Below are 22,223 nucleotides of genomic sequence, written 5' to 3' on the forward strand. Positions count from 1 at the left end.
ATAATATGGTTTGTAAGAGAGCGTTATTGTGTCTATTTTTTGAAAAAAAATAAAGGAGAGTACAGCTAATGAGTAGTATATTTTCTGACAAAACCTTACTAATCACTGGAGGAACAGGTTCTTTTGGGAATGCGGTTTTAAATCGGTTTTTGAACACAGACATTGGCGAAATTCGTATCTTTTCCCGGGATGAGAAGAAACAGGATGACATGCGCCATGAGTATCAGATAAAATATCCGGAAGCTAGTAGTAAGATTAAGTTTTATATTGGCGATGTCCGGGATATAGCGTCTGTGAGAAATGCTATGCATGGGGTGGATTATATTTTCCATGCGGCGGCATTGAAGCAGGTTCCATCCTGCGAGTTCTTCCCTATCGAAGCAGTAAAAACTAATGTGGTGGGAACGGAGAATGTACTTACTGCAGCTATTGAAGAGGGTGTGAAAAAGGTGATTTGTCTATCTACAGATAAAGCAGCTTATCCAGTCAATGCAATGGGGACTTCAAAAGCAATGATGGAGAAGGTGATCGTAGCCAAGTCCCGTACTATTTCTCCAGAGAAAACAAGCATTTGCTGTACAAGGTATGGAAATGTGATGTGTTCACGGGGATCTGTGATCCCACTTTGGATAGACCAGATTAAAAATGGAAATCCTATTACAGTGACAGAACCTAAAATGACAAGATTCATCATGAGCCTAGAAGAGGCGGTGGAACTTGTCATTTTTGCATTTCAAAATGCGCAGTCTGGGGATATCATGGTTCAGAAAGCCCCAGCTTGTACCATTGAGGTACAGGCCCAGGCAGTAAAGGAACTATTTCACTCAGATGAAGAGATTAAGGTTATCGGTATTCGCCATGGCGAAAAGATGTATGAAACTCTTTTGACAAATGAGGAATGTGCGAATGCTATTGATATGGGGCATTTTTACCGTGTACCCTGTGATAAGAGAGATTTGAATTATGATAAATATTTTAAAGAAGGAGATATAAAGCGGAATCATCTGACAGAATTTAATTCTAACAATACGGATCTTTTAAATGTGGAGCAGGTAAAAGAAAAGCTATTGACATTGTCCTATATTCAAGATGAATTGGCAGTGTGGGAGGAAAGATAAATTATGAAAATACTGATTACTGGAGCAAAAGGCTTTGTAGGTAAAAATCTTCTGGAATCGTTGAAAAATATTCGTGACGGTAAAGATCAGGTACATAAGATTAACGGAGTGACAGATTCAGCCGATCTGGTTCTCTATACTTATGATGTGGACTCCACCCAGGAAGAGCTGGAGCGGTACTGCCAAGACGCAGACTTTGTGTTCAACCTGGCAGGAGTGAACCGCCCCAAGAATCAGGAAGAGTTTATGAAAGGCAATTTTGGATTTGCTTCTACACTTCTCGATACGCTGAAAAAGTATGAGAATAAGGCGCCTGTCATGCTCTCCAGCAGCATCCAGGCCAGTCTGGAAGGGCGATTTGCAGGAAGCGAGTATGGGAAGAGCAAGCTGGCGGGAGAAGAATTGTTCCGCAGATACAGCGAGGAGACAGGAGCCAAAGTGCTTATCTACCGTTTCCCCAACCTGTTCGGAAAGTGGTGTAGGCCCAACTATAACTCCGCGGTGGCCACATTCAGCAATAACATTGCCAATGATCTGCCTATCCAGGTCAACGACCGCAGCACAGAGCTGGAGCTCCTCTATATAGATGATCTGGTGGAAGAGCTGCTGCTGGCTTTGAACGGTCAGGAACACAGGGATGAGAAGGAATTTTGCTATTGTCCGGTCACATTCCATGTGACGCTGGGAGAGATTGCGGACCTTCTCTATTCCTTTAAGGAGAGCAGACAGGATCTGTCTGTGCCTGATATGAGCGATGGCTTTACAAAGCGTCTTTATGCCAACTATCTGTCTTATCTGCCCACAGATGGTTTTTCCTACAAGCTGAAGATGAACAGGGATGACCGCGGCAGTTTTACGGAGATCCTGCGCACGACAGACCGGGGACAGGTGTCTGTCAATATCAGCAAGCCTGGTATCACAAAAGGACAGCACTGGCACCACACAAAAAACGAGAAATTTGTGGTAGTATCCGGACGGGGGCTGATCCAGCTTCGAAAGATCGGTGTGGACAGGGACGGAAATCCTTACCCGGTAGTCAATTATGAGGTCAGCGGGGAGGAGATCACTGTGGTAGAGATGATCCCCGGCTATACCCACAACATCATCAATCTGTCTGACACAGAGGATTTGGTGACGGTCATGTGGGCTAACGAGCCCTTTGATCCAGAACATCCGGATACCTTTGGTCAGAAAGTGTGATAGTGTTAGTATCGATAAAGAGGATGGGATGATAGAAAAAGTGGAAATACACGGAAAGGAAGAGAAAATGAAAACCGATTATTCAGATATTACATTTAAAAAAAATGGAAAGCTGAAACTTCTGATTATTGTTGGGACTCGCCCAGAGATTATTCGTTTAAGTGCAGTGATTACGAAGTGTCGCAGATATTTTGACTGTATTTTGGCTCATACAGGACAGAACTATGATTATAACTTAAATGGTGTGTTTTTTAGAGATTTAAAGCTGGATGCACCGGAGGTTTACATGAATGCTGTAGGAGAAGATCTGGGTGCAACTGTCGGAAATATTATCAACTGTGCTTACAAACTGATGGTACAGGTACAACCGGACGCTTTGCTAATTTTGGGAGATACTAATTCTTGTCTTTCTGCTATTGCAGCTAAAAGGCTTCATATTCCCATCTTTCACATGGAAGCAGGAAATCGATGTAAAGACGAGTGCTTGCCAGAGGAAACAAACCGTAGAATTGTAGATATTATTTCGGACGTGAATTTGGCTTATAGTGAACACGCAAGAAAATATCTTCATGAATGTGGGCTGCCGAAAGAGCGTACATATGTGACAGGAAGCCCTATGGCCGAAGTACTCCGTCAGAATTTAGAGGAGATTGAAAAATCAGATATTCTGACGAAACTTGGGCTTAAATCAGGTAAATATATTCTTCTTTCCGCACATCGTGAAGAGAATATTGATACGGAGAAGAATTTTATCTCCTTGTTTACTGCCATCAATAAAATGGCAGAAAAATATGATATGCCAATTTTGTACTCATGTCATCCTCGGTCAAAAAAACGTTTGGAGGAATCAGGGTTCAGACTGGACGAGAGGGTTTTACAGCATGAACCTTTGGGATTTCATGATTATAACCACCTTCAAATGAATGCCTTTGCGGTTGTATCTGACTCGGGAACTTTACCAGAAGAGAGTTCTTTTTTTACTTCTGTGGGTCGTTCTTTTCCGGCAATTTGTATTCGTACTTCTACGGAACGGCCGGAAGCGTTGGATAAGGGCTGTTTCATTTTAGCTGGAATTGATGAAGGTTCTATCTTACAGGCTGTAGATACGGCCGTTGAAATGAACATGAGTGAAGATTTTGGGATTCCAGTGCCAGATTATGTAGAAGAAAATGTAAGTACAAAAGTGGTGAAGATTATTCAGAGCTACACTGGGGTAGTAGATAAAATGGTGTGGCGGAAAGAGATGTGATTTATGTATAAGGGAAAATAAATTGCCTGAATTATGTCAAGCCACTAGACAAACCATTCTACATATGTTAACATATATCTAAAGCATTATATCTTCACAATCTTTTGTGTCTTTCACAGGAAGCGGCAAGTATCTTAGGCTTGTTTCCTGCATCTTATTTTCTAAATACACATCAGGAAAGATATCTCAATGCTTTTATAACTGATTTATATACAGTAAAGAGGTTCTTTCCTGGATGGTATGGAAAATAAAATAAGGCAGGACAATCAACAGAACCAGAGGGAAAAAGAGCCTCTTCATACAATCAAGAAAAGGAGGTTGCCTATGGGGAAAGAGGCACAAGATGCCAGAAACTTTGACGTACCGGTGGAAGAGCATGAGCTTGAGATTCGATATGAGAAGTACAAGCGAATCCTTGCAGGACTTACGATCATGAGCGATATCTTCATGCGAAATGTCTTGAAAAAGCGGGAATGCACAGAGTATATTTTACGGATCATTATGGACAAAGAAGATTTGGAGGTGAAGGAGCAGGTCTTGCAGAAGGATTATAAGAATCTGCAGGGACGATCGGCTGTTTTGGATTGCGTTGCCCGTGACACTGAGTCGAAACGGTACGATGTGGAACTCCAGCAGGAAGAGGAAGGGGCTTCTGCCAGACGAGCCAGATACCACAGTGGACTCTTGGATATGAATACACTGGAAGCTGGACAGGATTTCGATGAACTGCCAGAGAGCTATGTGATTTTTATTACGAGGGATGATGCGCTTGGCTATGGACTTCCTATTTATCACATTAATAAAAAAATTGAAGAGGTAACGGAAGATTTCCAGGACGGCGCTCACCTTATCTACGTGAATGCAAAAATCAAGGATAAAGAGACCGCACTGGGTCGTTTAATGCACGATCTGCAGTGCGGGAATGCAGATGAAATGTTTAGCGAGATTTTGGCAAAGCGTGTCCGGGAGTTAAAGGAAACGCCGAAAGGAGTAGAGGATATGTGTCGTGAGATGGATGAGATTTATAATGAAGGAATGGAGATTGGAGAAAAGCGAGGAGAACAAAAGGCCAAAAAAGAAACAGCCATGACACTTGCCTCAATGGGAATGTCTGTCGATAAGATTTCACAGGCGGTAAAGGAAAGCATGGACCAGATTCAGCAATGGCTTGCTGAAGGGGTAGCGATGTCGAAGTAAAGAAGAAATCTTTGTATGAAAATCCATACTATATCTTTTGTATACTTTCCCGTATGGATAAAGATATGGTTTTGAAATATTATGTGGGAAAATTACGGAGGATCTTGAGAAAAGCAGATGTTAAAAAGGAAAGTAAGCTGGGATTTAATTTCCATAAATCCGGTCTTTACTTTCCTTCTTTTTTACTTTATAATAAAATTATGTAAATTGATGAAAGGGCAGATGGAATATGAGAAAGGTCGCCTGCCCTTGACGATGAATAGAGATATAGCCTGGAGCAGATTCTTTCGTGATAGCCAATCAGATACAGTAATGACAGATTGTTACTTATTTTCAGCAGCAGAATTGAAAGAGGAGTGAATATGAGAAACACGGGAATCAAGCCAGATGTTATATTTAAAAACTTTTGGAGAGATAACGGACATTTTGCCAGTCTCTTTAACACAGTTGTGTTTGGCGGTAAGACAGTGATACAGCCGGAGTCGCTGAAAGAACTGGATACAGATGTATCTAATGTCATAAAATCTGGAAAGTATGAGGAATCTTTGACAAGAGCCAGAGATGTTGTGAAAAAGGCAGCTCATGGTACGGACCTTGTGATACTGGGAATTGAGAATCAGCGGAAGATCCATTATGGAATGCCGCTGAGAGTTATGATCTATGATGCTCTAAGTTACCTGAAAGAATGTCAGGAAATTGCAGGGGAGCATAAGGGAGCTGGTGATAAGGCGACTGCTGAAGAATTTCTTTCCGGCCTGCATAAAGGGGACCGATTGCACCCCATTATAACCATTGTGATCTATTATGATGAAAAACCGTGGGATGGTGCACAGAGCCTGAAGGACATGATCAGAGATATGCCCTCGGAGATTTCCGGAGTGTTTTCGGATTATCGGATGAATCTGCTGCAGGTGAGGGAGTCATCCCAATATCATTTTGATAATGAAGATGTCCAGACCATTTTTGAGATCACCAGATATATTTATCAGGGTGAATTTGCTAAGGTGAAGAAATTTTACGGAGAAAAAACAGTGAAATCCGATGTGGGAGCAGTGATTGGAGTTATGACAGACAGCAGCTTGATTGTTGAAGAAGCCTTGGAGAGTAAGGGAGGAATAAATATGTGTACAGCATTAGAGAAGCTGGAAGAAAAAGGCCGCGAGGAGGGAAAGCTGGAAGGAAAACGAGAAATGATTCTTGCTTTTCTGAAAGCAGGCGCGGACACCTGGATGATCAAAAAGGCCAGTGGGTGGAGCGAGGAAGAAATTGAGGCAATCCGCCGTAAGATGGAGTAACGGGAAGAGCGGGGATTGCTAATTTTCCGCTAAAGTGTCAGGTCAGCGGCCATAAACTCTATTGCCCTTTTATCCTGCAGGTATTATAATTCTATTATCGTTTGTTTTACAGCAATATTGGCAGATATTGCTGCAAATTGTGACAAAAGACAACAGCAGAGGCGGGTAAGGAAATTGACAGATAAAAGAAAGACAGAAAGTAAAAAATTCGGAGAAGAGCTTAGAAAGCTGATGCATCTTGCAGGATTGAAGGAGAGAGAGCTGGCAAATTTTATTAACTATGATATTACTTCCATCAGCAAGTGGGTGAATGGAGCTAAGCTGCCCTCCAAACGGAACCGAAGTGAGATCATTTATGCACTGGCGGAGTGCTTTGCACAGAATATGAAAGATGTGGGTGCAGATGCGGCAGAGATTGCGGAGGAGCTTTTGAATGCCTGCAGGAAAGACGAATTGTTTAAAGAGATGGAGATACAGGGGACCCATTCTCTGTCTTTTGTGGACAGTAGAAAGGATTTCTTTGATGTGATTGAGAAGCTGTTCCGTCAGGTCAGCGCGCTGGACGACCACACTGTTGAGATTGCTGCCTCCTTCAATGTACTGGAACATCTGGGACATCGGTTTTATGAGCTGATACAGAAGCTGCCGTCTGCCGGAACAAAGAGATTCAGCATGAAAATGTGCATGAATATGCCGGAGCAGGAAGTAGAAAACAAGCTGTACTGTGATATGCTCCTGAATATTGTTGCGGGCTATGAAAGAGCGGAAATTTCTATTGTTGCTGCAAAAGAGCAGACGCCATGGATCATCGTGGTGAATGGATTTTTTTACATACAGATCCTGTATCAGAAAGAGGATGACTTTGCAGCCTGTTTCAGCACGGATCCGGAAGTGGCGTCTATGTTCCGCAGGATCGGGAGAGAAATTTTTGAGAATGCCGAGCAGGTTTTGAGCTATGCTTCGCCGGAAAATTTAAGAAAAACGAATGTACAGCTGGATTCTTATTCCTGCCGCCGGCAGAGATTGTTTTTCAATGAAGCACCTGCTATGCTCCTGCCGGAAAATGTAATGGAAGAACTGGCAAAGCAAAGTGAGAGTAAAGATTATTCGGATTATTTAAGGAAGCTGAAGAAAGTATTTTCTTCCTATACATATAATGCCAGAGTGGATCTTCTTTTGTTTTCTTCGGTGATCAGCGAGTATATTGCAACAGGAGAGTTAAGCCTGGGAAATGTGCCGCATCATCTGACAGAAAAGCAGGTGAAAGATCATATTAACTATATCAGCAGGTGTATGGAGGAAAATCATGGTTTTAAGGTTTATGTTCTGCGGGATACGGTGAATGAGTCAGAGAACCTTAGAATGTTTCCGTCTATATTTATTGATACGATGGCGGTAACGCTGGAAAATTCCAGAAGGAAGCCGAATGAAAATTACCATATTTCCATGTACCCGCAGATCATAAGAGTGTTTGAAAAATATTTTGATGCCATGATACAGCGTCCGGATTGTTATGAGCTGACTCCGGAAGAACTGCGCCGGTATCTGTAGACATGTCAGTATCTGTAGACATGCTGGTATCTGTAAAGATCTTGTACCTGGATAATGAGAGAAATGATGAGGGGAGTTGAATAACTTGAATTCAACTTTCCTTTTTTTGACCCCATTGACGTTTCGGAACGACTGTCCGATTCAATTGAATATAGCCATCAAAATGCATTATAGTAAATTCAACAATAAAAAAGCAGGAAAATATTCAGAAAAAAGGAGGGGTTACATGGAAGAGAAAAAAGTCAGCATATCCCAGGTAATTGCTATAGGCGGAGCATTTATGGGATTTGTTATCGGTTCAAGTTTCGCTTCCGGGCAGGAATGTATGCAGTATTTTACCGGACACGGAGTGTTGGGAAGTATAGGGGCAGGAATTATTGCGCTTCTGCTGTATGTATGGTTTGTTACTGTGATCGTGGAAGACGGGCGGAAACTTAAGCTTCACAATTCAGGCAAGATGTTTAATTTTTACCTTGGAAAATATTTAGGGTTTATTATGGAGTGGTTCACGCCGATCATGCTGTTTTTTGTATATTCTACGATGATATCAGGAGCAGGATCTACGTTTGAAGAGTATTATGGCGTCAATGGAAATTTTGGCCGGGCCTTCATGATCATTGCTTCTCTTCTGACCGTTCTTCTGGGGCTGAACAAGCTGGTAAAGATCGTGGGATATATTGCTCCGGTGCTTCTGGCTGTGACGATTCTGATAGGCGTTATCTCTATTGTAAGTAATCCGGCGGGAATTGCAGAGGCAGATGAGACATTGAAGCATGTGGAAGTAAACAGCAACTTCAGTAACTGGGCGCTTTCCGGATTCATGTATGGCGCTTACACAGTGACCGGGGTAGTTCCCTACCTTGCTGATATTGGAAAGTCTACAGCGACTAACAGGAAGAATGCATTACTGGGCGGAATTTTTGGAGGCGGAGCATTTTTGATCGCAGTTATGATCCTGAACTTCGGACTGCTTGCAAATCTGGGCGATGTTTATAATCTTGAGATTCCGTCTCTGTTTGTGGCAGCGTCAATTCATCCGATTTTCGGACAGATATTTTCTGTTCTTCTGATTGGGGCGATCTACACTACTGCAGTTCCGATGCTCTATACAGTATGTAATAAAATTTCTTCTGACTCCAAGAGTACACCATATCGTGTGGCTGCAATTGTGACGGCGATTGTAAGTATATTTGGAGGGCAGCTGTCCTTTTCCACTATGATCAGCATTATCTATCCGATTTCCGGATATGCGGGAGTTGTCATTTTTGCAGGAATGATCTATACAAAATATATTAAGAAAAAGAAGTACGAAGAGTTTGACGAAAATGATGTTGTAGGAAAAGCCCAAAATTAAAAAGTGAAAAAGGTATATGATTTCGTGGGGTGAGATCAGAAAGGAGACCAATATGAGACAATATGAAGATGGAAGAGCGTTTGCGCAGAAAAAGGATCAGGAAGATCCGTTGAAGGATTTCCAGCAGAGGTTTTATAAGCAGGAGGGTGTCATTTACATGGACGGAAACTCTCTTGGACTGTGCAGCAAAGATGCGGAAAAAGCGCTGATGAATGCGCTGGAAGTGTGGAAAAAGGCCGGAATTGATATGTGGGAGAAATATGATTACTTCCTGTATCAGGATAAACTGGGAGCAATGTGTGCGCCCCTTGTAAATGCAGATCCGGAAGAAGTGACCATCTGCATGAGTACAACAATGAATGTGCATCAGGCGATCGCTACTTTCTATAAGCCGACTCCGGAAAGAAATAAGATTATTATGGACGACTTGAATTTCCCGACAGACCGGTATGCGGTATACAGCAATATCCGCGTACATGGATATGATCCGGATGAATGTCTGAAAGTGGTAAAGAGCCGGGACGGAGAATACATTTATGAGGACGATGTGATTGAAGCGATGACAGATGACGTATGCCTTGTTCTTCTTCCTTCTGCTCTCTACAGAAGCGCACAGCTCATTGATATGAAAAAGATTGCAGACGCTGCACATGAAAGAGGAATCTATGTAGGATTTGACCTTTGCCATTCTATTGGAGCAGTTCCCCATGATTTTAAGGAAATCCAGCCGGATTTTGCAGTGTGGTGTACATACAAATACCTGAACGGCGGCCCGGGAGCGATTGCAGGTCTGTATATCAATAAGAAACATTTTTCCATGGAACCGGGACTTGCAGGATGGCATGGAAACAGAAAGGATACACAGTTCAATCTGGAGCAGTATTTTGAACATGCAGAATATGCAGGAGGATGGCAGACAGGAACACAGCCGGTTCTTTCTATGGCGCCATTGGAAGGAAGCCTTGAAATGATCAAAGAAGCAGGCCTTGAAAATCTGCGGAAGAAATCCCTGGATATCACAGAATATCTGATGTATCTGATCGATACCAGACTTTCAAAATATGGATTTTCCGTAGGAAATTACAGGGAGGACTCCAAACGTACCGGCCATGTTGCTCTGGTGCATGAGGATGCGATCCGCATCAATGCGGCAATGAAAGCAAGAAAGATCATTCCGGATTTCCGGTTCCCGGATGTGATCAGACTGGCTCCGGTTCCACTTTATATCTCCTATACAGAGGTGTATGATATGGTAGATATCATTGTGGATATTATGGAAAAGAAAGAATATGAAAACTTTGCAAATAAAAGAGGGACCGTGGCGTAAGCCATGGCCCTTTTAAGCTGAGGGAGTTTTAAGCGGCAGAAGAGGTTTCAGAATCTGACCGCAAGCAGTTCTTTTTCCAGATCCTCCATGTTTCTTGGAACGGGAAAAGAAGGATCAGCCATCCCCCGGCTGCACAGAAATTTATGGAGACGGATCACGGAAGGAAGTTCCAGGTTCGTCTCTTTTAAAAGTTCTTCATCTGTAAGCGCTTTGTCAGGACGGTCCTGACTTAGGACGCGTCCGTTTTTTAAAAGGACAACTTCATCTGCCCATTCCAGTGCATAGTCTGTATTGTGAGTTGCCAGGAGAACAGTCATGCCGGATGTACACATTTTGTCAATCTGCTGGCGGATGATCCGGGTGTGGACAGGATCCAGGGCGGCAAAGGGTTCGTCGAGGATCATGATTTCCGGTTTCATTACCAGGATGTCTGCCAGCGCCACCTGCTTTTTTTGTCCGCCGCTTAAAGCGTGGGCGGGGCGGTGGCGAAAGTCTGTGATCTCAAGTGTTTCAATGATATTTTCTACCGCTTCTGCGGCTTTTTTTTCCGGAATGCCCAGGTTGAGAGGTCCGAAGGAAATTTCCTGATAGACGCTGGCGCAGAAAAGCTGGGTGTCGGGATTTTGAAAGACGATTCCCACTTTGCTGCGAAGCTCCAGCAGATCTTTTTTGCGGTAAGATACAGGGTGTCCCTTGAAAAGGAGTTCCCCCCGATCCGGTCTTAAGATTCCGTTGCAGCATAAGAAGAAGGTGGATTTTCCGGAACCGTTGGCTCCCATAACGGCGATCTTGCTGCCGCGGGCGACGGAAAGAGAGAGGCCGTTTAAGGCAGGAGAGGATGAGTCCTCATAGGAATAAGAAAGGTTTCGGGCTTCCAGTATGATATCTCTCATAAGATTACCTCCACATTCTGAAAAGTATTTCTGATAGCCTGGCGTCAAATACAGTGATCAGGAAAAGAACCCCTTCAAATAAGATGAGCCAGAGGATTTCTTTGCGTCTGACAGGATGCTGTTCTTTTAAAACATGGATCCTGCCATTATAGCACCGGGCTTCCATCGCGTCGTATACAGCGCTGGCCCGCCGGATAGAAAGTATAAAGAGGGAGGAGGCCAGGAGCCCGTATGATTTTATGGAAGTGCTCAAATTCCTGTTCCCCAGCCGCGAGCGCTGGGAACAGGAAATGGAGGAAGCAATTTCCAGCAGGAGAAAAATGAACCGGTAGATTAGCATCATAAGTTCAATGATGAGCCAGGGGATATGCCAGGATTCCAAAACGGAAACTATGTCTGTCACAGGAGTGCTAAGGGACAGGAAATACAGACAGGAAACACAGGCAAGTGCAGTGAGAATGAGCTGGATCCCGTGACAAATCCCTTCCCAGCTTCCGCTTATGTACCAGGATCCCACAGGAAGGGCAAATGCGTCAAGGGGAACGGAAGAGATATTTACAATAATGGCCGCTGTACTGACGAGTAAAAAGGCGCAAGGGATCTCCATCAGTTTCCGGTAGTAACGGAGAGAAATACCGCCTTTTTTTATGGTAAGGCAGGAGGATGCAAAAAGGACGATCAAGGCTACAAGGACAGAACGGCTGACGATGCAGAAGCACAAAGAGGCCAGAGAAAAGAAAAACTTTTCTCCGGCATTTGTATATCGCAGTTTGGACGTATAGCATAATTTATCAATAAGTGACATGGAAACAGCCTCCTGACGGATACAAGCGTTAATCTTCGGTTGGATCCGTATCCTTCATCCATTTTTTTCGTTCTACAAATCTTCCCATGAAAAATGCGATGATCCCTACGCCGATACCGGTCTGCAGGCAGAAGATCAAACTTTCTATTTCTCCAGGAACTTCCCCGCCAAGGAAGGTTTCAAGGACAGGCGTGAACCAGGGCTCATAGGCTTCTCCCTGGACTTCTTCCACCATGACGCTTCCGGCGTCGTCGGATCCGCCGAAGTCAGCGTCTTTTTGGAAAAACAGAGGGGAAATCACCAGAAGAACAGCGAGGATCAGTAAAAGAATGACGGTTCGTTTATTTTTACTCATATGTTTTTGCCTCCTTATGATATCCGATCAGCTTCAGCTCAGGCTGTGCATAGGTTTCCAGAGCAATGACGATGACAACGGTCAGGATTCCCTCGATGACAGCAAGCGGAAGCTGTGTAGGAGCAAACACGCCCAGGAATTTTACAGCAGATGTGAGGAATCCTCCCTGCTGGGACGGATAGGCAAGCGCCAGCTGAATGCTGGTAATGCAGTAGGTAAAAAGATCACCCAGGGCAGCAGCGAGAAAGATGCTGACACGCCGGTTTATGTTCAGCTTTTTGCAGATCGTATAAATGAGCCAGGATAAAATGGGTCCTGCAATAGCCATGGAGAAGGTGTTTGCGCCAAGAGTAGTAAGCCCTCCGTGAGCCAGGAGAATTGCCTGGAACAAAAGCACAATGAGGCCCAGAATGCTTACAGCAGAAGGGCCGAATAAAATAGCTCCCAGGCCGGTACCTGTCATGTGGGAACAGCTTCCAGTTACGGAAGGAATCTTCAAAGAAGAAATAACAAAGATGAATGCTCCGGACATGGCAAGAAGAACCAGCGCTTTCCGGTTGGACGCAAGTGTTCGGCGAATAGAGAAAAAGCCGGCTAAAAGGAAGGGAAGGCAGATAACGCCCCAGGCGATGCAGGAACCGCCGGGAAGATAGCCCTCCATAATATGCATGGCATGTACGCTGGGCGCTGTCCCAAAGGACAGGGCCAGGACAGCTGTGAAAGATACCAGCATTTTCTCATAAACTGTCATGGATCGATTTGTCATAAAATGCTCCTCCTTTAGATTATATTCTGCAGTCAATAGAAATGCCCCTGTCGTGGGAAGAACAAGGGCACCAAAAAGAGAAGCAAAAGAACGAAAACTTTGCTTCCTTTATACCTTGTGTCATACTCCGTGACAGACGGCAGTTCCATACAGACAGGCAGGTCTTCTGACTTGGAGATCATCACGGTTTTTTCCTTCCCATATCTATTGCATATCACGGCGTAAGATACAGTGGCTTAATAAAAATCGCTCCTTCCTTACAGCGGCGGGACCGTACAGGCTTTGCACCTGTTTCCCTATTATCCTGTACAAGGCTGGTCGCACAGCCTTTACAGGCACCTGAATGTATTTAGTTTTGTTTTTATGGAAAAAAGGATAACACGGCGTTTCTGCAAAGTCAAGCATTCCTGAAAATGCTCCTGCTTATCTTAAGAGACCGCTGCCCAGTGCTTCCAAGATATCAGAAGGAGACTTTGAACGGGCATAGATCTGCAGGTTTGGCTCTGCAATATCCCAGAGATAATGAGCGTCTGAGTTGGAGAGGATCCGGCAGTTTTCCAGATAGGGATGTTCCCTTTTCAGCCGGTGCAGGTTTTTCATATCCTTCAATTCCGCGCAGGAAAAGGTGCTGTCCGGCGGTATCGCTCCCAGATTGGAGATCAGGCTGGTAGAGGACTTGTCAAGATGGGCCGGAAAACAGATGCCGCCAAAGGAGTCAGCCAGCTTTCCCGTTTCATCAAAAGGGATGTCTGTGGCGCTGATCAGAAGTTTATCCAGGGATCCGGACACTTTGTCATTTTCATCTACGATCAGCTGCGTGCCGAAGATTTCCGGGCGGTTTCTTACGGGAAGAAGATGCTCATACACATAGGCGTCAAAGGAGAGGGCACGATCGAGGGAGGCAAACAGGAAAAGGACATGGATCTCTTCTGATGTAGTGAGTTCCATGCCGGGAAGGACTGTGATTCCCAGACGTTTTCCGGCCTCTATGGCAGCAGGGCAGTTCCTGCAGGAATTGTGATCCGTAAGTGCAATGACATCCAGATTCTTGACTGCGGCCATGCCGGTGATGTTGGAAGGGGTCATATCGTCATCTCCGCAGGGCGACAGGCAGGAATGGATGTGCAGGTCATAATAGAGCGGGATCATAACAGCTGATGAACCTTCAGCGCGGCTTCAAAGACAGGGAGATCCGTGGAAAATACTGCGATTTCCTGCTCTTTGGCACACTGCATATCGTCCTCTGTAAAAGAGGCCCCTTCCGCAAGGACGATGCAGGATACGTCTGCAAGAGAAGCGACAGCCAGGGTGTTCCGGTTGCCGATGACTGTGACCCAGGCGCAGCCGGAAGGCGCTTTCCCCATGGCGACGCTTAAGAGGTCGCAGCAAAATACACGGGTGATCTGCTGTTCGCTTCTCCCCGGATTTTCGGTATGGAATATTCCGGAATTGATAAGATCCTGTACAGAAGCCATTTTTACACATCCTTTCTCTTTAACTCTGCCTCCAGTTTTTTTACATAGTCTTCCAGGTCTTCCCTGGAAATTTCAGATCCGTCTTCAGAAGAAGTAAGGTTCCGCGCCGTATAGGAAATTTCCCGGGAGAGATTTCCGATATATTCAAAAAATACATAGATACAGTCGGTTCTGTCTGCCTCGCCCCTTACAATATCTTCGGCCAGAGCACGGCATGTGGGCGCACCGCAGGAGCCGCAGTCCAGGCCGGGGAGCTGTTCTGTCAGCTCTTCTACCATGCCCATCATTTCCAGACTTTCCCGGAATGTCTTCCCAAGCCGGAATACAGGCTCGTATTCCACATAGCTGTCCCAGTGATAATCCACATCGGGATACATGTTGGAGTGGGTGCGGGACACAGGAAGATAGCGGTGCAGCTTCTTCGTCTTTGCAGTGGCAATGTAGGGATTTTCCACCGTCAAAGCGCCGCCGACACAGCCGCCGTTGCAGGCATTCAGTTCCACGAACTTCAGACCGTAAAATTTTTCATCTTCCAGATCGCTCAGGACGCGAAGGACGTTCATAATGCCGTCAGCTGCCAGATAATTGTCTGTGATCAGCCCGGCTGCCTCTCCCCCGCTGTTGCTCCAGCCAATTCCGATACGGCCGGAGGCGGCAAGCGGCTTCAGGCGGGACTCATCGTGGGTCATATGAGTTAAGAGGACGGGGTAAACGTCCTTGATCGCCAATACCTTGTCAATCTGGCTTTTTTCAATGCCAAGAGGTGCTTTGGCATAAGTTACCTTGGAAGGACAGGGAGAAATGAAAAAGATCCCGATATCCGAAGCGGGAAGTCCTGTCTTTTCCATTGCCTTTTTTCTGGCAATCTCGGCTGCGATCTCCACAGGAGGCTTAAGGGGCAGAAGACGGGGGATAAGCGTAGGAAAGCGAACCCGGATCATACGGACAATGGTGGGACAGGCTGTACTGATGAAAGGAGCTTCATCCCGATGCTGTGCAATGTAATTTCTTGTCATTTCCGAAACAAGCTCCGCTGCCGCGCTCACTTCAAAAACATCATCAAATCCCATAGAGAGCAGGGCATTTAACACAATATCTATGTTTGTCAGATTGTTGAACTGCGCATAGAGGGAAGGGGCGGGGAGAGCCACTGTGTATTTATAATGTGTGATCTCCTCCAGGGAGTCAGATACAGGTATTTTGGCATGGTTGGGGCAGTAGCGGATACACCGTCCGCAGTCCACGCAGAAATCCGGATTTATGGAAGCCTTGCCGTTATGTACCCGTATTGCCTGGGTGGGACAGTATTTGATGCAGTTGATGCAGCCGGTGCAGGCGTCCTTATCCAGTTTTACAGAATTTATAAATTTATCGTTATGATCCAAAGCTGAAGTGCCTCCTTCCTGTCAGTCCTTTTGATGAATCTCTTACATATGGATATCCATGGTGACTGTAGTTCCGCTTCCGATTATGGTGTCGATCTTCATATCGTCAGAATACTTCTTCATATTGGGAAGTCCCATTCCGGCGCCGAAGCCAAGAGAACGAACTTCCTCCGGAGCGGTAGAGTATCCCTGCTGCATGGCTTTTTCCACATCAGGGATGCCGGGGCCGGTGTCGGCAAGGATGATCCGGATGTTGTCATCAGAGACCAGTACTTTGATTGTACCGCCGTTTGCGTGGATCACCATGTTGATCTCTCCTTCATACATGGCAATGGACACTTTGCGGATCACTGTGCTGTCTACACCCATCATTTTCAGCTTATTCTTTACGCTGCTGCTTGCTTCGCCGGCGCGGGTAAAATCATCGCCCGGAACCTGATATTCAAATGTCAGTGTTTTACTCATGCGCACCACCTCCAGGCAGCCCGTGAGTATACAGGATACCGCATGCGCAGAACATGTCCAAAGATGTCTGCAAAATACAGATATCCCTTTCTCCCGCAAGAGCAAGAGCCTCTAAGCCGGGGGATTTTCCCTGGACAAAAATAATGCACGGCATATCCATCATTTCTGCAGTACGTATGACCTGCGGATTGCAAAGGCCGGTGAGAAGGGCGGAATGGGGAGAAGCATAAGCCAGCACATCACTCATCATATCCGAGGCAAAGGCTTCGGAGACAGCGTGGTCAAGCTGTGCTTCGCCCTCCAGAATACGGGCCTTCAGGAGCGATTGGATTTCTCTGATTATCATAGGAACCTCCTGCAAAACAGCATTGTTTCGAACGATACAAACGCTGCTGTCAAAAATAGAAAAATATATTAATATGAAACAATTGACTTTAATAAAGTATAGCATTGAGGGTATAGCAAATCAATATATTTTGTATAAAATATATAAAAAATGAGGCTAAATATTGTGCATTTATTGACATGATTGTGAAAAAAATAGCTTGAATGTAAACAAATTTAACAAAATATAAGGAAAAAATAAGTGGATATTTAGTATGTACTGTGGTAGAATGTGTTATAAACAATAGTCAGCCTCTATATAGGAGCGCTGGGCAATTTTCAGACAAAATACAAACAAGGGAGGTTCAGAAATGCTTTCTAAGAAAACATCAGTTCCGTTTCGCGGAACTGAAGCACAGGAACAGGCACTGCTGGAAGTGATCCGCGAAATGAAAGATGAAAAAGGTGCGCTTATGCCTATCCTGCAAAAGGCGCAGGATATTTACGGATATCTTCCGATAGAAGTGCAGAAGATCATTTCCAATGAAACGGGAATACCGCTGGAAAAAATTTATGGCGTTGCGACATTTTATTCTCAGTTTACGTTAAGTCCCAAGGGCAGATATAAGATTTCCGTCTGTCTTGGCACGGCATGCTATGTAAAGGGCTCCGGCGACATCTACAATAAGTTGATGGAAAAGCTGGGGATCGTGGGAGGAGAATGTACCCCCGACGGTAAGTTTTCCCTGGATGCGTGCCGTTGTATCGGTGCCTGTGGTCTGGCCCCTGTCATGACCATCAATGACGATGTATATGGCAGGTTAAAAGTAGATGATATTGACGATATTTTGGCAAAGTACGAATAGCCTATGCTGCCGGAAATATCATTGCATGTTCTTGATACGGCGGAAAATTCTGTCCGTGCGGGAGCAGCTTTTGTCGAAATAGAAGTTGCAGTCAGTACTGCAGAAGATTCTCTTAGTATTACCATCAAAGATAACGGATCCGGTATGGACCCTGAACAGGTGCAAAGAGTGACGGATCCCTTTTTTACTACCCGGACAACGCGCAAGGTAGGGCTTGGTGTTCCGTTTTTTAAGCAGGCAGCGGAAATATCAGGAGGGAGCTTTCAGATTACATCCAAGAAAGGGAAAGGGACGGTCCTTACCGCCCGGTTTGTCCTGTCCAGTATTGACAGAATGCCTCTTGGCGATATGAGTATGACTGTACATAATCTGATGGTATACCATGAGGAAGTGGATTTTCGGTATCGTTATGCGTGCGACGGCCGGGAATTTGTCCTCGATACAAGAGAGATGAAAGAAATGTTAGGCGATGTGCCGCTTCATTCCCCGGAAGTTTCCGCATTCATTATGGATTATCTTAAGGAAAATCACCGGGAAGTAAGCGGAGGGAAAAATTTGTAACGGAAAGATCTGAAAAAGAAATGGAGGAAGAGTATGAAATCTCTGGAAGAGTTACGGGCAATTAGAGAGAAAATGCAGGGAAAAGTCGGCTTCCGCTCCGAAGATGCGACACAGACAAGAGTAGTTGTGGGTATGGCAACCTGCGGAATCGCAAGCGGCGCCCGCCCGGTTCTGGCAGCGCTGGCAGATGCTGTACAGGAGGAAGGATTAAATAATATTAACGTAACCCAGACCGGATGCATCGGACTTTGTCAGTATGAGCCGATTGTTGAGGTGATGGAGCCGGGCAAAGAAAAGGTTACTTATGTGAAAATGACGCCGGAAAAGGCAATGGAAGTGTTCCGCCTGCATCTGAAGGGCGGGCAGGTTGTAACAAAATATACGCTTGCAGCGGAAAAAATCAGTAAAGAATAAAAGGAGGTTACATATGTATCGTTCACATGTACTGGTCTGTGGAGGAACCGGATGTACCTCCTCAGGCAGCCAGAGGATCAGAGAGAAACTGGAAGAAGAAATCAGAAAGCAGGGGCTGGAAAATGAAGTCGGCGTTGTGAAAACAGGATGTTTCGGCCTGTGCGCCTTAGGCCCTATTATGATCGTATACCCGGAAGGTTCCTTCTATTCCATGGTAAAGGAGGAAGATATCCCGGAAATTGTATCGGAACATCTGCTGAAAGGAAGAGTTGTAAAACGTCTCCTCTATGATGAGACAGTAAAAGGAACGGAAGTGCTTCCACTGCAGGAGACAAAGTTTTATAAGAAACAGCACAGAATCGCCCTTAGGAACTGCGGTGTGATCAATCCGGAGAATATTGAGGAATATATCGGTACAAGAGGCTATGAGGCGCTCGGAAAAGTGCTGACAGAGATGAAGCCGGAGGATGTGATCCAGATCCTTCTGGACAGCGGACTTAGAGGAAGGGGAGGCGCAGGATTCCCCACAGGTCTGAAATGGAAGTTTGCAGCGGCAAATGAGGCGGATCAGAAATATGTCTGCTGTAATGCAGATGAAGGAGATCCCGGTGCATTCATGGATCGATCTGTACTGGAAGGTGATCCCCATGTTGTACTGGAAGCTATGGCAATCGCAGGATATGCTATCGGAGCATCCCAGGGATATATCTATGTGCGTGCAGAATATCCGATCGCGGTAGAGCGTTTGAACATTGCCATCGGTCAGGCAAGAGAATACGGTCTTCTGGGAAAAGATATTTTCGGAACCGGATTTGATTTTGATATTGAGCTTCGTCTTGGAGCCGGTGCCTTTGTATGCGGCGAAGAGACTGCTCTTATGACATCCATTGAAGGAAACAGAGGAGAACCTCGTCCCCGTCCGCCGTTCCCGGCGCTGAAAGGATTGTTCCAGAAGCCGACGATCCTTAACAATGTGGAAACTTACGCAAATATTCCGCAGATCATTTTGAACGGACCGGAATGGTTTGCATCTATGGGAACGGAGAAGTCCAAAGGAACAAAAGTTTTTGCCCTCGGCGGTAAAGTAAACAATACGGGACTTGTGGAGATCCCAATGGGAACTACTCTTAGGGAGATTGTAGAGGAGATCGGAGGAGGAATCCCGGGAGGCAAGAAATTCAAAGCGGCCCAGACCGGAGGACCGTCCGGCGGCTGTATCCCGGCAGAGCATTTTGATGTTCCTATTGATTACGATAACCTGATCGCCATTGGTTCCATGATGGGATCCGGCGGACTGATCGTTATGGATGAAGATACCTGTATGGTGGATATCGCCAAATTCTTCCTGGAATTTACAGTGGATGAATCCTGTGGAAAATGTACGCCGTGCCGTGTGGGAACAAGGCGCATGCTGGAAATTCTGGAAAAGATCACCAAGGGTCAGGGAACCATGGAGGATCTCGATCGCCTGGAAGAACTGGCAGAACATCTGAAATCCAATTCTCTGTGTGCGCTGGGGCAGACAGCTCCCAATCCGGTTCTTTCCACCCTGCGGTATTTCCGGGACGAATATATCGCTCATATTGTAGACAAGAAATGTCCGGCAGGAGTCTGTAAGGATCTTCTGCAGTACCGGATTGATGCAGATAAATGTAAAGGATGTACTCTGTGTGCAAGAACCTGTCCGAACGACGCTATCATCGGCAAGGTAAAAGAGCCGCATGTGATCAATCAGGAGAAATGTGTGAAATGCGGCGCCTGCATGGAGAAATGTCGTTTTGGTGCTATTTACAAAGAATAATGGAGGATGGAGAATATGGAAAACGTAAACTTAAAAATCAATGGTCTTGAAGTATCCGCTCCAGCCGGCTCCACCATTCTTGAAGCGGCACATCTGGCAGGAATTAAGATACCGACTTTGTGTTTCCTGAAGGAAATCAATGAGATCGGTGCATGCCGTATGTGTGTGGTGGAAGTCAAGGGAGCCAGAAACCTGGTGGCAGCCTGTGTATATCCGGTGACGGAAGGAATGGAAGTGTACACCAACACACCAAAACTGATCAAGTCAAGAAGGAGAACGCTCCAGCTTCTTTTGTCCAACCACGATAAGAAATGTCTCTCATGCGTAAGGAGCGGAAACTGCGAGCTTCAGCAGCTCTGCAGGGAGTACGGAGTAGAGGACGAGAACTATTTTGAAGGAAAAACCAATCATTATGAGCTGGATGATTCTGCTGCTCATATGATCCGCGACAACAACAAATGTATTTTGTGCCGGCGCTGTGTGGCGGTCTGCGAAAAGACCCAGGGGATCGGTGTGATCGGACCCAACAACCGGGGATTTGATACATTTATCGGATCCGCATTTGATATGGGGCTGGGGGAGACCAGTTGTGTATCCTGCGGACAGTGTATTGCAGTCTGTCCTACAGGGGCATTGTATGAAAAAGATTATACAAATCAGATCATAGAAGCGATTGCAGATCCGGATAAATATGTAGTGGTTCAGACTGCTCCTTCCGTAAGAGCGGGACTTGGAGAAGAGTTTGGATATCCTATGGGAACAGATGTAGAAGGAAAGATGGCTGCAGCACTTAGAAGGATCGGATTTGATAAGGTATTTGATACGGACTGGGCAGCCGATCTTACGATCATGGAGGAGGCTACAGAACTTCTGGATCGCGTGAAAAACGGCGGCGTACTTCCGCTGATCACTTCCTGCTCACCGGGATGGATCAAATATTGCGAGCATTATTTCCCGGATATGACAGAAAATCTGTCCAGCTGCAAATCACCCCAGCAGATGTTCGGGGCGATGCTGAAAACATATTTTGCTGAAAAAGAAGGAATCGATCCGAAAAAGATTGTGTCCGTCAGTGTAATGCCCTGTACGGCAAAGAAATTTGAAATCGGAAGAGATGATCAGAATGCAGCGGGAGTTCCGGATGTGGATATCGCCATCACCACAAGAGAACTGGCCCGGCTGATCAAAAGGTGCGGCATTGACTTTACTGCGCTGCCGGATGAGAAATTTGACGATCCGATGGGCGAATCTACAGGTGCAGGTGTGATCTTCGGCGCAACCGGAGGAGTAATGGAAGCCGCTCTTCGTACTGCAGTGGAAGTTCTGACCGGTGAAGAACTTGCTAATCTGGAATTTACCGATGTGCGCGGCACAGAAGGAATCAAGGAGGCCAGCTACAATGTGGCCGGAATGGACATTAAAGTGGCAGTTGCTTCAGGACTTAACAATGCAAGGAATCTGCTTAACAAGGTGAAATCCGGAGAAGCCAGCTATCATTTCATAGAGATCATGGGATGTCCGGGCGGATGCGTCAACGGAGGCGGACAGCCGCAGGTATCCGGCGATGTGAGAAACTTTACAGATGTACGTGCCATCCGGGCAGGAGTGCTCTATCGGAATGATCAGGCAAAATCAATCCGGAAATCCCACGAAAATCCGGCGATCAAAAAGCTTTATGAGGAATATCTGGGCGAGCCGGGAAGCCATAAGGCTCACGAATATCTGCATACAACTTATGTGAAGAGGACTGTGAATTAGCCGGATAAGGAAAAGATCCACAAATAATAAATCGAGTAGGAGGAATTTCTCAACTATGAGAAAT

Annotated in this window: 22 protein-coding genes and 1 riboswitch; of the genes, 13 read left to right on the forward strand and 9 right to left on the reverse strand. The window is 45.5% G+C overall.

What is annotated here, in order from left to right; translation table 11 throughout:
* Positions 1–68 precede the first annotated feature (68 nt).
* The 8 genes from EUBC25_RS10885 to kynU all read left to right on the forward strand — a co-directional run bounded on the left by EUBC25_RS10885 (position 69) and on the right by kynU (position 10,291).
* Positions 69–1,118 carry a nucleoside-diphosphate sugar epimerase/dehydratase gene (locus EUBC25_RS10885; protein ID WP_304999991.1) on the forward strand — a complete coding sequence of 350 codons (1,050 nt, stop codon included), beginning with the start codon at positions 69–71 and terminating at the stop codon, positions 1,116–1,118.
* A gap of 3 nt (positions 1,119–1,121) precedes the next feature.
* Complete coding sequence (locus tag EUBC25_RS10890; protein ID WP_230105508.1) at positions 1,122–2,318, forward strand: capsular polysaccharide biosynthesis protein CapF; 1,197 nt, start codon at positions 1,122–1,124, stop codon at positions 2,316–2,318.
* Positions 2,319–2,346: 28 nt separating this feature from the next.
* Positions 2,347–3,567 (forward strand): non-hydrolyzing UDP-N-acetylglucosamine 2-epimerase, encoded by a 1,221-nt coding sequence (gene wecB, locus EUBC25_RS10895; protein ID WP_304999992.1) that lies wholly within the window; start codon positions 2,347–2,349, stop codon positions 3,565–3,567.
* A gap of 324 nt (positions 3,568–3,891) precedes the next feature.
* The gene (locus tag EUBC25_RS10900; RefSeq protein WP_230105509.1) at positions 3,892–4,764 is read left to right on the forward strand and encodes a PD-(D/E)XK nuclease family transposase; all 873 of its coding nucleotides are present in this window, start codon (positions 3,892–3,894) and stop codon (positions 4,762–4,764) included.
* A gap of 362 nt (positions 4,765–5,126) precedes the next feature.
* Complete coding sequence (locus tag EUBC25_RS10905) at positions 5,127–6,059, forward strand: RpnC/YadD family protein (RefSeq protein WP_230105510.1); 933 nt, start codon at positions 5,127–5,129, stop codon at positions 6,057–6,059.
* 174 nt (positions 6,060–6,233) lie between these two features.
* Positions 6,234–7,610 carry a helix-turn-helix domain-containing protein gene (locus EUBC25_RS10910; protein ID WP_230105511.1) on the forward strand — a complete coding sequence of 459 codons (1,377 nt, stop codon included), beginning with the start codon at positions 6,234–6,236 and terminating at the stop codon, positions 7,608–7,610.
* Positions 7,611–7,836: 226 nt separating this feature from the next.
* Positions 7,837–8,964: a YkvI family membrane protein gene (locus EUBC25_RS10915; RefSeq protein WP_230105512.1), complete on the forward strand. Its 1,128-nt coding sequence runs from the start codon at positions 7,837–7,839 to the stop codon at positions 8,962–8,964.
* Between the two features lie 52 nt (positions 8,965–9,016).
* Complete coding sequence (kynU, locus tag EUBC25_RS10920) at positions 9,017–10,291, forward strand: kynureninase (protein WP_230105513.1); 1,275 nt, start codon at positions 9,017–9,019, stop codon at positions 10,289–10,291.
* Between the two features lie 47 nt (positions 10,292–10,338).
* Here kynU and EUBC25_RS10925 read toward each other — a convergent pair whose 3' ends face one another.
* The 9 genes from EUBC25_RS10925 to EUBC25_RS10965 all read right to left on the reverse strand — a co-directional run bounded on the left by EUBC25_RS10925 (position 10,339) and on the right by EUBC25_RS10965 (position 16,781).
* Positions 10,339–11,184, reverse strand: a complete 846-nt coding sequence (locus tag EUBC25_RS10925) for an energy-coupling factor ABC transporter ATP-binding protein (RefSeq protein WP_230105514.1) — start codon at positions 11,182–11,184, stop codon at positions 10,339–10,341.
* Between the two features lie 4 nt (positions 11,185–11,188).
* Positions 11,189–11,989, reverse strand: coding sequence for a cobalt ECF transporter T component CbiQ (cbiQ, locus tag EUBC25_RS10930; protein WP_230105515.1), 801 nt, complete (start codon positions 11,987–11,989; stop codon positions 11,189–11,191).
* 28 nt (positions 11,990–12,017) lie between these two features.
* Positions 12,018–12,344 carry an energy-coupling factor ABC transporter substrate-binding protein gene (locus tag EUBC25_RS10935; RefSeq protein WP_230105516.1) on the reverse strand — a complete coding sequence of 109 codons (327 nt, stop codon included), beginning with the start codon at positions 12,342–12,344 and terminating at the stop codon, positions 12,018–12,020.
* Positions 12,337–13,095, reverse strand: a complete 759-nt coding sequence (locus EUBC25_RS10940) for an energy-coupling factor ABC transporter permease (protein WP_230107599.1) — start codon at positions 13,093–13,095, stop codon at positions 12,337–12,339. Before EUBC25_RS10940 ends, EUBC25_RS10935 begins: the two co-directional genes overlap by 8 nt.
* A gap of 154 nt (positions 13,096–13,249) precedes the next feature.
* Positions 13,250–13,468, reverse strand: a riboswitch (cobalamin riboswitch).
* A gap of 65 nt (positions 13,469–13,533) precedes the next feature.
* Positions 13,534–14,259 carry a PHP domain-containing protein gene (locus tag EUBC25_RS10945; protein WP_230105517.1) on the reverse strand — a complete coding sequence of 242 codons (726 nt, stop codon included), beginning with the start codon at positions 14,257–14,259 and terminating at the stop codon, positions 13,534–13,536.
* On the reverse strand, positions 14,256–14,585 hold the full coding sequence (locus tag EUBC25_RS10950; RefSeq protein ID WP_230105518.1) for a hypothetical protein: 330 nt from the start codon (positions 14,583–14,585) through the stop codon (positions 14,256–14,258). The genes EUBC25_RS10945 and EUBC25_RS10950 overlap by 4 nt, the downstream gene beginning before the upstream one ends.
* Positions 14,586–14,587: 2 nt before the next feature.
* Entirely contained in the window at positions 14,588–15,970 is a 1,383-nt protein-coding gene (locus tag EUBC25_RS10955) for a [Fe-Fe] hydrogenase large subunit C-terminal domain-containing protein (protein ID WP_230105519.1), read from the reverse strand.
* 42 nt (positions 15,971–16,012) lie between these two features.
* Positions 16,013–16,435 (reverse strand): ATP-binding protein, encoded by a 423-nt coding sequence (locus tag EUBC25_RS10960; protein ID WP_230105520.1) that lies wholly within the window; start codon positions 16,433–16,435, stop codon positions 16,013–16,015.
* Positions 16,428–16,781, reverse strand: a complete 354-nt coding sequence (locus EUBC25_RS10965; protein WP_230105521.1) for a hypothetical protein — start codon at positions 16,779–16,781, stop codon at positions 16,428–16,430. The genes EUBC25_RS10960 and EUBC25_RS10965 overlap by 8 nt, the downstream gene beginning before the upstream one ends.
* A gap of 349 nt (positions 16,782–17,130) precedes the next feature.
* Between EUBC25_RS10965 and EUBC25_RS10970 the strand changes: the two genes are divergently transcribed.
* From EUBC25_RS10970 to EUBC25_RS10990, 5 genes are read left to right on the forward strand one after another with little or no spacing between them, the layout of a single operon-like run.
* On the forward strand, positions 17,131–17,625 hold the full coding sequence (locus tag EUBC25_RS10970) for an NADH-quinone oxidoreductase subunit NuoE family protein (protein ID WP_230105522.1): 495 nt from the start codon (positions 17,131–17,133) through the stop codon (positions 17,623–17,625).
* 3 nt (positions 17,626–17,628) lie between these two features.
* Positions 17,629–18,186: an ATP-binding protein gene (locus EUBC25_RS10975; RefSeq protein ID WP_230105523.1), complete on the forward strand. Its 558-nt coding sequence runs from the start codon at positions 17,629–17,631 to the stop codon at positions 18,184–18,186.
* A gap of 33 nt (positions 18,187–18,219) precedes the next feature.
* Positions 18,220–18,600, forward strand: a complete 381-nt coding sequence (locus EUBC25_RS10980; protein ID WP_230105524.1) for a (2Fe-2S) ferredoxin domain-containing protein — start codon at positions 18,220–18,222, stop codon at positions 18,598–18,600.
* 13 nt (positions 18,601–18,613) lie between these two features.
* Complete coding sequence (gene nuoF, locus EUBC25_RS10985; RefSeq protein ID WP_230105525.1) at positions 18,614–20,401, forward strand: NADH-quinone oxidoreductase subunit NuoF; 1,788 nt, start codon at positions 18,614–18,616, stop codon at positions 20,399–20,401.
* 15 nt (positions 20,402–20,416) lie between these two features.
* Positions 20,417–22,159 carry an NADH-dependent [FeFe] hydrogenase, group A6 gene (locus EUBC25_RS10990; RefSeq protein ID WP_230105526.1) on the forward strand — a complete coding sequence of 581 codons (1,743 nt, stop codon included), beginning with the start codon at positions 20,417–20,419 and terminating at the stop codon, positions 22,157–22,159.
* Positions 22,160–22,223 lie beyond the last annotated feature (64 nt).

The organism is Claveliimonas bilis (genome assembly GCF_020892095.1).
Taxonomy (GTDB): Bacteria; Bacillota; Clostridia; order Lachnospirales; family Lachnospiraceae; genus Claveliimonas; species Claveliimonas bilis.

What these genes read in the sequence shown, in the direction of transcription:
- EUBC25_RS10900 (WP_230105509.1), top strand. Translation starts at nt 3,892, where the DNA reads ATGGGGAAAGAGGCACAAGATGCCAGAAACTTTGACGTACCGGTGGAA.
- EUBC25_RS10940 (WP_230107599.1), bottom strand. Translation starts at nt 13,095, where the DNA reads ATGACAGTTTATGAGAAAATGCTGGTATCTTTCACAGCTGTCCTGGCC.
- EUBC25_RS10915 (WP_230105512.1), top strand. Translation starts at nt 7,837, where the DNA reads ATGGAAGAGAAAAAAGTCAGCATATCCCAGGTAATTGCTATAGGCGGA.
- cbiQ (WP_230105515.1), bottom strand. Translation starts at nt 11,989, where the DNA reads ATGTCACTTATTGATAAATTATGCTATACGTCCAAACTGCGATATACA.
- EUBC25_RS10960 (WP_230105520.1), bottom strand. Translation starts at nt 16,435, where the DNA reads ATGAGTAAAACACTGACATTTGAATATCAGGTTCCGGGCGATGATTTT.
- EUBC25_RS10965 (WP_230105521.1), bottom strand. Translation starts at nt 16,781, where the DNA reads ATGATAATCAGAGAAATCCAATCGCTCCTGAAGGCCCGTATTCTGGAG.
- EUBC25_RS10885 (WP_304999991.1), top strand. Translation starts at nt 69, where the DNA reads ATGAGTAGTATATTTTCTGACAAAACCTTACTAATCACTGGAGGAACA.
- EUBC25_RS10925 (WP_230105514.1), bottom strand. Translation starts at nt 11,184, where the DNA reads ATGAGAGATATCATACTGGAAGCCCGAAACCTTTCTTATTCCTATGAG.
- wecB (WP_304999992.1), top strand. Translation starts at nt 2,347, where the DNA reads ATGATAGAAAAAGTGGAAATACACGGAAAGGAAGAGAAAATGAAAACC.
- nuoF (WP_230105525.1), top strand. Translation starts at nt 18,614, where the DNA reads ATGTATCGTTCACATGTACTGGTCTGTGGAGGAACCGGATGTACCTCC.
- EUBC25_RS10980 (WP_230105524.1), top strand. Translation starts at nt 18,220, where the DNA reads ATGAAATCTCTGGAAGAGTTACGGGCAATTAGAGAGAAAATGCAGGGA.
- EUBC25_RS10945 (WP_230105517.1), bottom strand. Translation starts at nt 14,259, where the DNA reads ATGATCCCGCTCTATTATGACCTGCACATCCATTCCTGCCTGTCGCCC.
- kynU (WP_230105513.1), top strand. Translation starts at nt 9,017, where the DNA reads ATGAGACAATATGAAGATGGAAGAGCGTTTGCGCAGAAAAAGGATCAG.
- EUBC25_RS10975 (WP_230105523.1), top strand. Translation starts at nt 17,629, where the DNA reads ATGCTGCCGGAAATATCATTGCATGTTCTTGATACGGCGGAAAATTCT.
- EUBC25_RS10890 (WP_230105508.1), top strand. Translation starts at nt 1,122, where the DNA reads ATGAAAATACTGATTACTGGAGCAAAAGGCTTTGTAGGTAAAAATCTT.
- EUBC25_RS10935 (WP_230105516.1), bottom strand. Translation starts at nt 12,344, where the DNA reads ATGAGTAAAAATAAACGAACCGTCATTCTTTTACTGATCCTCGCTGTT.
- EUBC25_RS10990 (WP_230105526.1), top strand. Translation starts at nt 20,417, where the DNA reads ATGGAAAACGTAAACTTAAAAATCAATGGTCTTGAAGTATCCGCTCCA.
- EUBC25_RS10905 (WP_230105510.1), top strand. Translation starts at nt 5,127, where the DNA reads ATGAGAAACACGGGAATCAAGCCAGATGTTATATTTAAAAACTTTTGG.
- EUBC25_RS10970 (WP_230105522.1), top strand. Translation starts at nt 17,131, where the DNA reads ATGCTTTCTAAGAAAACATCAGTTCCGTTTCGCGGAACTGAAGCACAG.
- EUBC25_RS10950 (WP_230105518.1), bottom strand. Translation starts at nt 14,585, where the DNA reads ATGGCTTCTGTACAGGATCTTATCAATTCCGGAATATTCCATACCGAA.